The organism is Bacillus sp. S2(2024) (assembly GCF_050474045.1).
In the GTDB taxonomy this organism is placed as follows: Bacteria; Bacillota; Bacilli; order Bacillales; family Bacillaceae_G; genus Bacillus_A; species Bacillus_A yunxiaonensis.
Map to the genome: position 1 here is coordinate 2,933,997 of NZ_JBFLUS010000003.1, position 14,483 is coordinate 2,948,479.

At 36.3% G+C, this 14,483-nt stretch carries 16 protein-coding genes, 1 pseudogene and 1 other annotated feature; all 17 genes and pseudogenes read right to left on the reverse strand.

Translation table 11 applies throughout. From position 1 onward, the window contains the following. Positions 1-12: 12 nt before the first annotated feature. Positions 13-231: a binding site (T-box leader), on the reverse strand. 51 nt (positions 232-282) lie between these two features. Continuing rightward, positions 283-789: a septum site-determining protein DivIVA gene (gene divIVA, locus AB1284_RS14670; protein WP_098305536.1), complete on the reverse strand. Its 507-nt coding sequence runs from the start codon at positions 787-789 to the stop codon at positions 283-285. A 93-nt stretch (positions 790-882) separates the two neighbouring features. Beyond that, positions 883-1,656, reverse strand: coding sequence for an RNA-binding protein (locus AB1284_RS14675; protein WP_429754147.1), 774 nt, complete (start codon positions 1,654-1,656; stop codon positions 883-885). Positions 1,657-1,668: 12 nt separating this feature from the next. Beyond that, positions 1,669-1,935, reverse strand: coding sequence for a YggT family protein (locus AB1284_RS14680; RefSeq protein ID WP_336483181.1), 267 nt, complete (start codon positions 1,933-1,935; stop codon positions 1,669-1,671). Positions 1,936-1,941: 6 nt separating this feature from the next. Next, complete coding sequence (locus AB1284_RS14685) at positions 1,942-2,409, reverse strand: cell division protein SepF (protein ID WP_429754146.1); 468 nt, start codon at positions 2,407-2,409, stop codon at positions 1,942-1,944. 19 nt (positions 2,410-2,428) lie between these two features. Next, positions 2,429-3,103, reverse strand: coding sequence for a YggS family pyridoxal phosphate-dependent enzyme (locus tag AB1284_RS14690; RefSeq protein ID WP_429754145.1), 675 nt, complete (start codon positions 3,101-3,103; stop codon positions 2,429-2,431). A gap of 5 nt (positions 3,104-3,108) precedes the next feature. Further along, complete coding sequence (pgeF, locus tag AB1284_RS14695) at positions 3,109-3,918, reverse strand: peptidoglycan editing factor PgeF (RefSeq protein ID WP_429754144.1); 810 nt, start codon at positions 3,916-3,918, stop codon at positions 3,109-3,111. 115 nt (positions 3,919-4,033) lie between these two features. After that, positions 4,034-4,312, reverse strand: coding sequence for a YlmC/YmxH family sporulation protein (locus tag AB1284_RS14700; RefSeq protein ID WP_429754143.1), 279 nt, complete (start codon positions 4,310-4,312; stop codon positions 4,034-4,036). 190 nt (positions 4,313-4,502) lie between these two features. Next, positions 4,503-5,282 (reverse strand): RNA polymerase sporulation sigma factor SigG, encoded by a 780-nt coding sequence (gene sigG / locus AB1284_RS14705; protein ID WP_090914402.1) that lies wholly within the window; start codon positions 5,280-5,282, stop codon positions 4,503-4,505. Positions 5,283-5,476: 194 nt separating this feature from the next. Beyond that, complete coding sequence (gene sigE / locus AB1284_RS14710) at positions 5,477-6,196, reverse strand: RNA polymerase sporulation sigma factor SigE (protein WP_098305552.1); 720 nt, start codon at positions 6,194-6,196, stop codon at positions 5,477-5,479. A 19-nt stretch (positions 6,197-6,215) separates the two neighbouring features. Continuing rightward, entirely contained in the window at positions 6,216-7,133 is a 918-nt protein-coding gene (gene spoIIGA, locus AB1284_RS14715; protein ID WP_429754142.1) for a sigma-E processing peptidase SpoIIGA, read from the reverse strand. Between the two features lie 259 nt (positions 7,134-7,392). Next, positions 7,393-8,541 (reverse strand): cell division protein FtsZ, encoded by a 1,149-nt coding sequence (gene ftsZ, locus AB1284_RS14720; RefSeq protein ID WP_098305556.1) that lies wholly within the window; start codon positions 8,539-8,541, stop codon positions 7,393-7,395. A 39-nt stretch (positions 8,542-8,580) separates the two neighbouring features. Continuing rightward, positions 8,581-9,891: a cell division protein FtsA gene (gene ftsA, locus AB1284_RS14725; protein WP_429754141.1), complete on the reverse strand. Its 1,311-nt coding sequence runs from the start codon at positions 9,889-9,891 to the stop codon at positions 8,581-8,583. Between the two features lie 150 nt (positions 9,892-10,041). Continuing rightward, a pseudogene (locus tag AB1284_RS14730) lies at positions 10,042-10,205 on the reverse strand (DUF1290 domain-containing protein); the annotation flags it as partial. A 91-nt stretch (positions 10,206-10,296) separates the two neighbouring features. Then, positions 10,297-11,043 (reverse strand): cell division protein FtsQ/DivIB, encoded by a 747-nt coding sequence (locus AB1284_RS14735; protein WP_429754140.1) that lies wholly within the window; start codon positions 11,041-11,043, stop codon positions 10,297-10,299. A gap of 98 nt (positions 11,044-11,141) precedes the next feature. Further along, positions 11,142-12,047 carry a UDP-N-acetylmuramate dehydrogenase gene (gene murB / locus AB1284_RS14740; RefSeq protein ID WP_429754139.1) on the reverse strand — a complete coding sequence of 302 codons (906 nt, stop codon included), beginning with the start codon at positions 12,045-12,047 and terminating at the stop codon, positions 11,142-11,144. Positions 12,048-12,097: 50 nt separating this feature from the next. Then, a complete protein-coding gene (gene murG / locus AB1284_RS14745) occupies positions 12,098-13,201 on the reverse strand; it encodes an undecaprenyldiphospho-muramoylpentapeptide beta-N-acetylglucosaminyltransferase (protein ID WP_429754138.1) in 1,104 nt (367 codons plus the stop codon). Between the two features lie 171 nt (positions 13,202-13,372). Beyond that, on the reverse strand, positions 13,373-14,470 hold the full coding sequence (spoVE, locus tag AB1284_RS14750; protein WP_429754137.1) for a stage V sporulation protein E: 1,098 nt from the start codon (positions 14,468-14,470) through the stop codon (positions 13,373-13,375). Between the last annotated feature and the right edge of the window lie 13 nt (positions 14,471-14,483).

Here is a 14,483-nt window from a genome sequence, read left to right on the forward strand (position 1 = left end):
TCTCATCCCCAAAAAAGGGACGAGAAGGTCTCCCGCGGTACCACCCTAGTAGACTACTACATATAGCAATCCTCTTTATATTCTTAACGCGAATACACGCCTCTGCTTACTTTGTTGTTCAGCGAGGAACTCCAGGGTGATATTCCCATTCTCTCCTTATCCTGAGCTTCCACCGTCCTCAGTTCGCTATATAAGGTTGAAAAAAGTACTTATCCCTATCTTCGTTTTTCTAAAAATTTATGTTGTATAGAATTATATGTAATAATAAGAAAAACGTCAAGCTTACACTGTTTCTTCTTTCTTAAGAAGCTCATCTACTTCTTCTTCCAACTCGATTAGCTTGTCCCAGTCATCATTGTTTAGCATTTCAAGCTGTGCTTCTATTAGCATACGGAAACGTGTACGGAACACTTTCGCTTGCTTTTTCAATTCTTCAATATCAAATGCTACTTTTCTTGACTTTACTAACGCTTCGTTAATAATACGGTCCGCATTTTTCTCTGCTTCACGAACAATTAACTTTGCTTCTTTTTGTGCATTACGTTTTACTTCTTCTGCTGCTTCTTGCGCTACAACAATAGATTTATTTAATGTATCCTCGATATTAGAGAAATGTTCTAATTTCCCTTCTAGTTGTGCAACCTTTTCTTCTAACGCTTTCTTCTCACGAATTACTAATTCATAATCTTTAATGACTTGATCAAGAAATTCATTTACTTGATCCTCATCGTAGCCGCGAAAGCCACGACTAAATTCTTTATTATGAATATCTAACGGTGTTAACGGCACAAACGCCACCTCCAAGTAGGTTATCTAAAATTTCCTTTTTTAATTATATCTTTTCTTCGACAAAATGGGAGATTTTCCTTCTAAAAAAAGAAATCATTTTAAGATTCCATACAAAATTCTCCATTTATCGCGTTTTGTTTTTCCATCAACAGTGAGTAATTTACTCCTCCCATAACCTCTGACAGAAAATACATCTCCCGGAAAGCAGTCATAAGCAGATTGCTCAACTACTTTCCAATTTACTTTCACAAGACCATTTTTAATAAACAGCTGTGTTTTCTGACGAGATATATGAAACATTTCTGCTATCAGTACATCTAATCGAAGCGACGAAACAGTTCCCGATTTCTCGTCCCACTGTTCTTGTATATGTAATACGTTTTCCAATAACACAGGTGCCAAAGACACTTTTGTTCTTCCAATCGATTGTAAATTCATTTTTATATACGAAACAACTTCTTTTGCAACTACAATTTGGGCACGATTTTCTTGGAGCCAAATATCTCCGCATTTTTCTCTCTTTAACCCAAGAGACATAAATGCCCCTAATATTTGACGATGTTCCAGCGTGTAAAATTTAGAAGGATAGTCAATTTCTAATACTCCTACTTGAAACTCTTCTTCATTCGGCATAAGATAATTTGGATAAATTAACGCCCGTTTTCTTTCTGCATTAGGAGTAGCTCCATAAAATTGAAACATAGCATCTCCTTGATGTCCAACAATCATAGAAACAATCTGTTGTTCACGCGGGTCAAGAAAATCAGTCAGTTTCACTTGATGATATTCTTCTGCCGCTTGCTTCCATTCTAACACTTTATCAACGAAAACCGTTTCTTCAGGTCTAAAATGTTCATAGATGCTCATGTATATATCCTCTTACCTCACAAAAAATTCAAATACACGGATCAATCCTGAACTAGCTAAGCGTAGTACAATGATTGCTACGATTGGAGAAATATCGATTACTCCGATCGGTGGGATAAACCTCCGGAATGGTTCTAAATATGGCTCGCAAATACGGGCAAGGAAATCACCAAACGTCGACTCTCTTGCTCCCGGAACCCAAGATAGTAGGATATAGATAATAAGCGCCCAGGAATAAATTTGTATTACATAGAGCAATATTTGTAAAATCATTGTCATGGCGTATTACCACCTTTTTATATTTGTATCTTCCTCTTCACCGAACAATTCAGAAATTGCTCCAACAATGTCCACATTATCAGGTGTACATATAAATGTTTTTGGACCTAATTTTTGAATGTCTCCGCCTATTGCATATACAGTGCCGCTTAGAAAATCAACGATACGTAATGCTTGATCTGTAGACATGCGCTGTAAATTAATCACAACCGCACGGCGACCTTTTAAATGATCTGCAATACCCTGTGCCTCTGAATACGTACGTGGCTCTAATAAAACAACTTTTGAAGGGTGTTTTGCTGTTTCAATACTTACCACGTTTTGTTTCGGTTGTACCTTTGTAAGCGGAATATCCTGTTCCTGTTCCGGTTCCTGCTGTTTTTTCATTTCTTTTTGCTCCTTTTCATAAGCATAGTGTGCTTCTCGCTCTTCTGGTGTGTCAAAAAAGAAGTACTTTACTTTTGACCAACTCATAATAAGATTCTCCTTCCTTCTATTCTTTTCCTACTAAAATCGTCCCCAAACGAATAAATGTAGCACCTTCTTCAATTGCAATTGTATAATCATTTGACATTCCCATTGATAACTCCGTACATGGAGCATATGTTAGCTTTAAATCTTGTACTTGCTTTTGCAGTTTACGCAACATTTGAAAACAACTACGAATTTGCATTTCATCATCCGTGTAAGGTGCCATTGTCATAAGTCCAACAACCTCAATCTTATCCAACTGTTGTAAATTGTGAATAAACTCAATTGTTTCATCTATAGCTATTCCTTGTTTGGACTCTTCCTCTGAAGTTTTCACTTGTACAAAGCAGCGAATTGGTTTAGTTGCTCGTTTTTGAATTTCTTTTGCAAGTGAAAGACGATCAAGTGAGTGTAAATAATCAATTTCATTTACAATCTCTTTTACTTTTCTAGACTGCAACGAACCGATAAAATGCCACGTTGCTTTGTTTCCAAAATACTCATATTTCTGCAAAAAGCCTTCATTACGATTTTCACCAAGATGTATAAGCCCGGCTTGTAACACCTCATTTGTTTTTTCAATGCCTACTGTTTTTGTAACAGCAACAAGTGTAATTTCATCTAAAGATCTATTCACTCGTTGACATGCTTTTTCTACTTCTTGTTGAACGTATATTAAATTTTCTTGTACTGTCACTATTTTCACTCCTCCTTAAAGCCGATAAAACTAAGCATTCTTCCCGTCTTTCCATAATCGCGACGATGTGAGAAAAATAATTGCGTTTCACAGCTTGTACAAAGAGATGACATGATAATATGCTCTTCTTTAATCCCAGCTTGTAAACAAAGCAAACGATTTATTTCTTTTAAATCAATTGCATATTGTCCATCAGAAATCATTTCATATGGAACGGAACCATGAACCACTTGTTTAGCTGCAGATAACACACGTTCATCAACAACATAACAACACGCACCAATAGACGGTCCGATAGCAACATGTATATCATCAAGTGATACACCTTCGTCTTTCCATTTTCTAATCATTTCACTTGCAATTCCCTTTACGGTTCCTTTCCAACCAGCATGTGCAAGTCCAATCATTTTATAAGATGGGGAATAGAAGTATAACGGAACACAATCTGCATAACAAGATGTTAATAACACGTCAGTATCTGTCGTATATATGCCATCTGTATTCGAGATACCATCTTCATAGGAAAAGACCCCTTTTCCCTTCTCTTGCTTTCCTACTTTTGCAACATGATAGTCATGAACCTGTTCAGAACAAATCCAATTTTCTAATGAAACATGTAACTTTTCTGCTAAAAGACGGCGATTTTCATGAACATCTTCCACTTTGTCATGGACGTGTAGCCCTAAATTCATTGTATGAAACGATCCGGTACTCACTCCGCCTTCTTTGGTCGTAAATCCAGCTATGATGGGCCCCAGTTGTTCCCACGCTTGTAAATGTAACATATCGTCCTTATATGTAAATGGTTCTCTCATAAAAAGGCTCCTTATAATAAAATAACATAAAAAGTATGGTACTTCCTGTCTATTTTACCATACTTTTATTTTTCCATAATGACAACATTAAAAAAAGAGGAATTTGTAACATTCTTTAAGAAATTGTCGGTGTTTGTATTGTTTCTGTAATTGTATTCGCATGATCTGCTCGAACTAAGATAACATCTTCTCCTATTTTCACAATTTGTCTCCAAGGAATTACAAACTCTTCTTCTTTTCCAAATAAACCTAGCATTTTTCCTTGTTTTGTAATAATAACTGCTTGAATCTTTCCCGTCTTCATATCGATATCGATATCTCCAATATTTCCAAGTTTCTTCCCATCTGACACATTGACAACATCTTTCATTTGAAATTCCGAAATACGTATCATTGCTATCCTCTCCTTTGTTTCATACTTAACTGATAATCACAATTCACCGCAAAGCATAAACAAAGTGACACTCCATTACCCTTCACGTACAAAGTCTTTTCTATATAGCCATTATATGAACACATCACCCTCCCTATGAGCAGAATCTCCCTTTAAAACTATAAAAGGTCTCATCATAAATGATGAGACCTTAGCCTTGAATTGTTTTATTCATTTGTTTAATTGCTGATTTTTCAAGACGTGACACTTGCGCTTGAGAAATCCCAATTTCCTCCGCTACTTCCATTTGTGTTTTTCCTTGAAAGAAACGCTTGCGAATAATCATCTTTTCTCGTTCATTTAATCGCTTCATTCCCTCTTTTAATGCAAGTTCTTCGACCCATTGCTCGTCCCTTTGTTTATCATCACTTAGCTGATCCATCACAAAAATCGGATCCCCACCATCATTGTATATCGGCTCAAATAATGAAACTGGATCTTGAATCGCATCAAGTGCAAACACAATTTCTTCGTGCGTCACATCAAGTACCTTTGCTATATCCATCGCTGTTGGCTCTTTTGAATTCTCAGCAATAAGCTTCTCTCGTACTTGCAATGCTTTATACGCAATATCACGTAATGAACGCGAGACGCGTATCGGGTTATTATCACGCAAATATCTTCGAATTTCTCCAATAATCATTGGTACAGCATACGTTGAAAATTTAACATTTTGGCTTAGGTCAAAGTTATCAATGGATTTCATAAGTCCTATGCAGCCAACTTGAAATAAATCATCAACAAACTCCCCTCTGTTGTTAAATCTTTGGATGACGCTCAGTACAAGACGTAAGTTTCCGTTTACTAGTTTCTCCCTTGCGCTTATATCGCCGCTTTGCATTTCTCGAAATAGCCGTCGCATTTCTTCATTTTTTAGTACTGGAAGTTTAGATGTATCAACACCGCAAATTTCTACTTTGTTTCTCGTCAAAGTGTTCCCTCCTATCGGGAGTTGCTGTACAGTGTAAAGTATCTCCTTTGGAGGGAATTTTATGCATATATTCATTTATCCCGCATCACTAAATCCAACGATTGCTTTTCTAAAATGTAACTTACATTACTCATAAAAAAGCAATCGATCAAGCGCTTTAAATAAAAAACGTATTTGCTAGAAGATGCTTATCTTCATACCATTTTGTTAAATTCTTTACGAAGCCTTTTAATAATCCGTTTTTCTAAACGGGAAATATAAGACTGTGAAATACCAAGCATATCTGCAACATCCTTTTGCGTTTTTTCTTCTCCGCCATCTAATCCAAAACGAAGTTCCATAATTTGCTTCTCTCGATCATTTAATTGATGCAATGCTTTCATCAGTAAATGGCGGTCAACAGTTGCTTCCAAATCTTTTGTAATAATATCTTCATCCGTTCCAAGAACATCTGATAGCAATAATTCATTTCCGTCCCAATCAATATTAAGAGGCTCATCAAATGATACTTCTGAACGATTTTTATTATTTCTTCGCAAATGCATTAAAATTTCATTTTCAATACACCTTGAAGCATATGTTGCAAGTTTAATTTTCTTTTCTGGATTAAATGTATTAACCGCTTTAATTAAACCAATGGTTCCAATACTAATCAGGTCCTCAATATTGATTCCTGTATTTTCAAATTTTCTAGCAATGTATACAACAAGACGTAAATTACGTTCAATTAAAAGCGATCGTGCCGTTTCATCTCCCTTTGGCAGTTTTTGCAGTAATATCTCCTCTTCTTCTTTTGTTAATGGAGGCGGCAGTGCTTCACTTCCACCAATATAATAAATTTCATCGGTCTTAATTCCAAGTTTTAGTAATAATTTATACCAAAGATAAGTTAAACGAAATTTTAATTTCAACATAAAATTCCTCCCTTTTGTATTAAGCAATTGTCACTTCTTGAGACAATAACATTTTTGGATGTAAAATACATTGATACTCACCATTTGGTGATAGTTGCTGTGTATTCAAACCAATTAATACTTTATTTACGGTAACTGTAGTGCCTTCATGATAAACTCGTACAATGTCAGGTTTAATTGCCCACAAAAATTGTTGATTAACACCTACAGCACGATAAGGAATCAACCTCAAACGCCTTGCCCACTGTGATTCTTCATCTGGTATATACGGAATTGCTGTTTTCATTTGAACTTGCTCTATTAACCACTTTGGAAGCACATGTTCTAAAGAAGAAATAGGTATAATCATAACTGGTGTTTTTGTAAGTGGGTCATACAATTGATTTCCACTATCAATCAATCCATCTAGTTGAATATCATTTATATCAATTTTGATATCTACTTTCACAATTTGCTCATAATGGATTTTTGTCACTTCTACATCTGCAATTCTCTTTTTAGAAAAATAGTACATAATCGGAAAACCAATTATAACAAACACCCAACTTACAGGATCACCATATGAAATGGATTTTGTAGAAACAAGTCCATTGACCATGTCATTTGTTTGAAGAAAAAAGTGCGCTCCAACAAGGCCGCCTCCTACCATAAATGTTACAAAATAAAACGTTAAAACAGTCTGTAAAAATGTACGAAAACGAATAAAACCAAATGCGGTATAAACAATGAGGAATGAATATAATAATTTCATCACAGGATGTGTCATCACAGACGCTAACGGTGTGAATGCAAAAATAACAATTGTTGAACCGATACATGCGCCAAGTGCAAGTCTCCACCTTTTTACTTTTCGCTTTAAAACAATTGCTGTTAATAAAAGTAAAAGGAAATCAATGCAGACGTTTAATAACCAAATAATATCGGCGTAAACGACCAAACGGTTCACCTCTTTTTTATAAAGTTTAGACTAGTATAATGCATATCCTATGGAAAAGTGTGTCAATTGACGGAAGGGATTTTTTGTTATTTTGAAGCTTTCAGGAATAATTTGTCGTGTGAAAAAAATACAAATTATTCCTGAAATCCTGAATAAAAAAGATTTGTAGGCATAAAAAAAGAAGGCCTAAACAGGCCTTCTTTTTATTTAAAATCAAAATATTTAACAGACTATTAGTCACGGTAAAATTTCAATTCAATTATCGTCTACGACGGTTACGTAAAAATGCTGGAATGTCAATGTCATCTACATCTGCACTACGCTCATTTACAACCGGCTCTTCGCGCTTTACTTCACGCTTTATTTCACGTTGTTTAACTGGTTGTACTGGCTGTTGCACATTTTTAGTAGTCGCGGTAGGACGAATAATCGGCTTTGGTGGCTGCATTGAAATGCTATCATCAAAACCTGTCGCAATCACTGTTACAACGATTTCATCTTTTAAGCTCTCATTAATTACAGAACCAAAGATCATATTTACTTCTTGGTCTGAAGCTGAAGCTACAATATCTGCTGCTTCTTGTACTTCATATAAACTTAAGTTTGTGCCACCTGTAATGTTCATAATAACACCTTGTGCACCATCAATAGATGTTTCTAGCAATGGACTAGAAATTGCACGTTTTGCAGCTTCCGCAGCGCGGTTTTCACCAGTTCCCACACCAATACCCATTAATGCAGAACCTTTATTAGACATAATTGTTTTTACATCTGCAAAGTCTAAGTTAATTAAACCTGGTGTAGCAATTAAATCAGAAATACCTTGAACACCTTGACGTAATACGTTATCCGCTTCACGGAATGCTTCCAGCATCGGTGTATTTTTATCAACGATTTCTAACAAACGGTCATTTGGAATTACGATTAATGTATCTACATTTTCTTTAAATGCCGCGATACCAGATGCAGCTTGCGTTGCACGCTTACGGCCTTCAAATGTAAATGGACGTGTTACAACACCAACTGTTAGTGCTCCTAACTCCTTTGCAACTTGTGCGATAACTGGAGCTGCACCAGTCCCAGTTCCTCCGCCCATACCAGCTGTTACGAAAACCATATCCGCTCCGCGAAGTGCTTCTTGGATTTGCTCTTTACTTTCTTCAGCAGCTTTTTTCCCTACCTCAGGGTTTGCACCAGCACCAAGCCCGCGCGTTAATTTGCCGCCAATTTGCATTCTTGTTTCAGCTTTTGATAAATTTAAAGCTTGTGCATCTGTGTTTACTGCAATAAAGTCTACACCTTGTACACCATGCTCAATCATACGATTGACAGCATTGTTTCCGCCGCCGCCAACACCGATAACTTTTATATTTGCCATTTGATCTTGAGTAGTATCAAACTCTAACATGTCGAAATCCCCCTAGAACCTCATTTTTCGCGCTTAAATCTATTCCCATAAATATCGGAATACACGCTTCACTTTTGACATCATTCGTTCATTATTATTACTATTGTTATTGTTATTGTCATTACGTGGCTTTTGCTTTACAGGTTGTTGCACTGCAGCAGGTACTGGTGCATGTTGTAATTCATAGCTTTCTTGCTTCTCCTGAACACTTTTTCCTCGTAACTTCGCTTTTTGATAAGCATTTTTAATAAGTCCAACACCAATCGTATATTGTGGTTCGCGTACACCAATATAATCCGGCGTCGCAATACGAACATTTTGATGCAGAATATCGTAAGCAAGATCAAGAATACCTGACATAGAAACAACACCGCCAGTAAGTACATATCCAGCCGGCAACTGTTTCACACCAAGCTTTTGTACCTCATCTTGTACAAACATAAGAATTTCCTCTACACGAGCTTCAATGATATCTGATAGCTCTACTTGAGAATATTGCTCTGTTTGATCACTGCCCATAATTGAAACAGTAAATAATTCTTCCTCAGATGCTGTATCATAAAAAGCATGTCCATATTTTAGTTTAATTTGATCGGCATTTTCCGTTGATGTTTTCAATCCAATGGCTATATCTTTTGTAATATGATCTCCGCCAATTGGTAATATGCTTGCCGTTTGTAATTCTCCATCTTGGAAAATTGATAACGTTGTTGAACCTCCACCGATGTCAACGAGAGCAACACCTCGGTTTTTTTCATCACTTGACAAAGCAACTGTTGATGCCGCTAATGGTTGAAGACAAATATCAATTATTTCAAGACCCGCTTTTTCTACACATCGAAGCAAATTATGTAACAATGTTCTCGAGCCTGTAATTAATGTGCCTTCCATTTCTAAACGTACACCAATCATTCCGCGCGGATCATTAATTTCATCGAGACCGTCTACGATAAATTGTCGAGGTACCACATCAATAAATTCACGCTCTGGTGCAATTGACACAACTTGCGCTGCATCAAGTACACGAAGCACATCTTCGTTTCCGATTTCACGATCTTCATTTGAAACAGCGACTACTCCATGACAAGGAAGAAGCTGTACTTGATTTGCGTTTACACCTACAACAACACGTTCGATGTGTATCCCTACCATACGTTCAGCTTGTTCAATCGCCTTTTTAATCGATTGCACAGTCTCATCTATGTCAACAATGGAGCCTTTTTTCAAACCATTTGACTTTACATTTCCAACACCAATAATGTTTAAAGCGTCATTGACCATCTCGCCAATGATGACTTTAACATTGGATGTACCGATGTCAAGACTAACGTATATTTCATTGCTGTTCATTCTTTGGCACCTCCTTCTTTATTTATACCACAAAATTCAATATATGGAACAACAATCGTTGTTTTACTATGTTATAAGAAAAATATTCAACGTATTTATGTGTTTCCCTTTTTTAACGGTATATTTTTCTTATTTTTATTTGGCACTCATTCATTTTTCTAACAGTAATATGTAAATCACTGCTATAATTTGAAACAATCTTACCCGACTACAAAGATTGCTGCCAAATATAAGTCTACACCAAGATGTACTCCTAGAAAAGCTAAACTTACAGCTAAGATTATATTAAAAAAGAAAATAGAGAAAAATATGACTTAATTACATAATTTCTAAGAGTAAGTTTCTATCTTTCCTAGAAACAACTATTTTACAGTTAAAATATCCGCTTTATTACACCCTTATTGATTAATTCAGATATTCCGTATATGCTCCTACTTCTAAATGAATAATTGCCTTTTTATCTGGTGATAAGTTTTTAATAATAAGAGGATAAGCTTCCATTCGTTTTGCAAAATCTTGAATAACTGTACTTACTTCATATCCCTCATTCATATATAATGTAAGATGATCTGCATACAAATCTGTTGGCTTATAATGAATTTCAGAAATAGATCGAAGAACAGTTGGTGTTAATTTTTCTAATTCAGCAATCAATTCTTTCATTTTCTTTTCTTCAAATGGAACGAAAATCGGTGCGGCAATTGGCAATTTCCCATTCGGAAGAGCATCTAGTGACTTTCCATTTTCTAAAAGCGGATACAGTTTTCCTTCTTTATTAATGTAGCCAATTGTCACATACTCCTCAACATCAATAACAATTTGATTTGGAAATTGTTTCTTTACATGAGCCTCTTTAATCTCTTTTTGCTTCTTTAAATTTGTTTCTGCTTGCTGAGTCATTACACGAAAATAGCTTGTTTTATATGTAATGCCCGCTTGCTCCATTATTTGTTCATCCGTCATATAGTGATTGCCGTGAACCGTAATTTTCTTTATATTGCTAAGCGGAGATCGAAAATAGATTAAAAAAAGCACCAATAAAAATAAAATCGATACATATAAAATTAATCGTTTATTTACCTGTTTCTTCTTCTTTTGATTTTTTAATTTTGGTACACGATCTTGTAGTTTAATAACTTTACTATTCTTCATGTACGATCCCCCTATGTAACATAAAGAACGGCATGTTATGCATGCCGTTCTTCTCTTTCTATTATATCATAAATGACAATGTACGGGACAAACAACTATTATCTTCCAATAATCTCTACTTCTGTATGCATATCAACAGCAAATTGTTCTTTAATTGTTTTCTTCACAAAAGCAATTAAATCAAGAACATCTTGCGCAGAAGCAGTACCTGTATTAACAATAAAGTTCCCATGCATTTCAGAAATTTTTGCACCACCAATTTGATAACCGCGTAATCCAGCCTTTTCAACTAAATTACCAGCATAGTTTGGTAGTGGATTTCTAAAAATACTGCCTGCACATGGGTGATTCCAAGGTTGTGTATCACGGCGATAATCTTTATTCTTTTGCATAATCGCGATAATGTCTTCACGATTACCTGCTTTTAATTGTAACTCCGCCTCTAATACAATACCAGGACGCTTCTTTTGTAAAACAGATGTGCGATAAGAAAATTTTAGCTCTTCTTTCGTTAGCCATTCAATCGTTCCATCTTCAAACATAACACGAGCTCTCGTTAAAATTTCAGACATATCCGATTTATGAGCACCTGCATTCATATATACAGCTCCGCCCACGCTTCCGGGAATACCGCTAGCAAACTCTAATCCAGCTAACCCTTGGCGGCTTAATAAAGTTGACAACTTAACGAGAGAATACCCTCCACCTACTCGTACAGTAACACCATCTACTTCTAAATGATCTAGTCCTTCTCCTAATCGAATCACAACTCCTTCAATGCCTTTATCCGATACGAGAAGATTGGAACCACGACCAATTGCAGTCCATTTTGTCCCATGCTTTTTCACAAGCTTTATCGATTTTTCCACACCTTCAACGCTACTTGGAACCACTAAAATATCCGCTGGACCACCTATTTTCATAGTTGTATAGCGAGCCAGCGATTCATTTTCCAATACTTTGCCTACCTGTGCTTCCATAAGTTCTTTTGCTAATTGTTTCATGATGCTCTCCCCCATATTTAGTCTCCTTATTACAGTAGTATGCAGGGCATTCACCTAACGTTATTTTCTACAAGTTTTTTCATAACTTCGAACAGCTTGTTTGCTGCATCCGGAATTCCTAATTGCCTTGCAGCTAGTTTCATATTTTGTAGTTTTTGTACATCTAGTAAAATTTCATCAATATTACCAATAAGCGTTTCACCTGTTAAATCTTTTTCAAGAAGCATTTTTGCTGCCCCTTTATCAGCAACAGAAAGAGCATTTTTCTCTTGGTGATTGTTGGTTACATAAGGACTCGGAATTAAAATACTTGGTTTCCCTAAAGCTGTTAGCTCCGCTAAAGTTGTAGCACCCGCACGCGAAACAACAAGATCTACCCCAGTAAGTACTTCTGGCATATTATCAATAAACGGCTTAATAATAACATTCTGTGGATTTCCCTTTTGTTTCACAGCTTCCATTACTTTATCATAATGTACTTCACCCGTAACGTACAATACGTCATAATTTTTATTACCAAATTGTTCAATTGCTTCTAAAAATGCATCATTAATCGGTCTAGCGCCTCGGCTTCCTCCAAAAATTAACACTGATTTTTTTGAAAGAGATAACCCTACGGAACGCTTGCCTTTCATACCATTTTGGTTCATTACTTCCGAAGCACGAGGATTTCCTGTCATCACAACTTTATTTTGCGGAAAATGTTCTGCTGCCGCATCAAAACAAACTGCTACTTTATTCACGTAGCGACTCAAAAATTTATTTGTTACACCAGGTACACTATTTTGTTCATGCACAACTGCTGGAATACCAAGTTTGGCAGCTGCATATACAACTGGACCACATACATAACCACCTGTTCCAATTACAACATCTGGATTAAAACGGCGAATATAACGTTTACTATCTTGTACACCTTTTACAAAACGCATCACCGTTTTCACATTATCAACTGATAATTTCCGTTTAAATCCGCTAATAACAATGGATTGAAATGGAATGCCGGCTTTGCGAACAATTTTACTTTCCAAACCATTTTCCGTACCAATATATAAAAATCTCGCTTCAGGATGAATTTTTTTGATTTCTCGAATTAACGCAAGAGCTGGATAAATATGCCCACCTGTTCCGCCACCGCTGACTAATACTCGCACTGCCTGTTCCTCCGCTTCTTTTTTCTATTATCCCGCTGCTCACGGGCAGTAAAAGTCTGATTGATTCAACTAAACCTTACTGATAGAAGTTTCACTTTATGTATGCCATTCATATACCAATCGCTTTGTTTCCGTTTTCACATATGAAAAACCCTGTCATAAAAACAGGGTTTAGTAGCGAGAATGACGACTTATATTTAGTAATACTCCAATCGCCATCAACATAAGGGTCAAGCTAGACCCACCATAACTTAAAAATGGCAAGGTAATTCCTGTAACTGGCATTAATCCAGTTACAACGCCAATGTTAATCATCACTTGAATCGCAATCATCGCCACAATCCCGACTGCTAAAAAAGTACCGTATAAGTCTGGCGCTCCTAACGCTACGCGAATCCCACGCCATAACAACAGACTAAATAATAATAACACAAACGAACCACCAATAAAACCTAATTCTTCGGATAGAATCGCAAAAATAAAGTCTGTTTGCGGCTCTGGTAAGTAAAAGAATTTTTGTCTACTTTGTCCAAGACCAAGTCCAAATAATCCCCCCGGTCCGATTGCAAGTAGCGATTGAATAATCTGAAATCCACTACCAAGCGGATCCGACCATGGATCTAAATATGATGTAATACGCTTTATTCGATACGGTGCTGATGCAATAAGCCCAACAAATCCTCCAACTCCAATTAACCCTAACATTGCAAAATGAAAAATACGTGCTCCCGAAACAAAAATCATAACAACACAAGTTCCAACCATTACGGTTCCTGTTCCCAAATCGGGTTGTAACATAATCATACCAAATGCAACAAACACGAAGCTAAGCGCAGGAAGTAACCCTCGTTTAAAAGACGTAATCATTTTTTGATTTTCCGATAAAAATTTCGCTAAAAAAATAATCATCGCAAACTTCATAAACTCTGAAGGCTGAATAGAGAATGCCCCTACACCAATCCAGCTTCGAGCCCCGCCTCGTACTAGTCCAATTCCAGGAATTAAAACTAAAATAAGGAGAACAAAACAAATAAGCAAAATCACTTTGGAGTATGTACGCCACACCCAATAATCAATCTTCATAATAAAAAACATAGCAACGACACCGAGCCCAGCAAATAACAATTGACGTTTTGCAAAAAAGAATGAATCCCCCATTTTATACGAAGCCCATACAGCACTAGCACTGTATACCATCACCATTCCTACTGTCAAAAGCAACAATGTCACAATAATAAGAATAAAATCAGGAGTCTTCTTTGTTGGCAATGAGCATCACCTC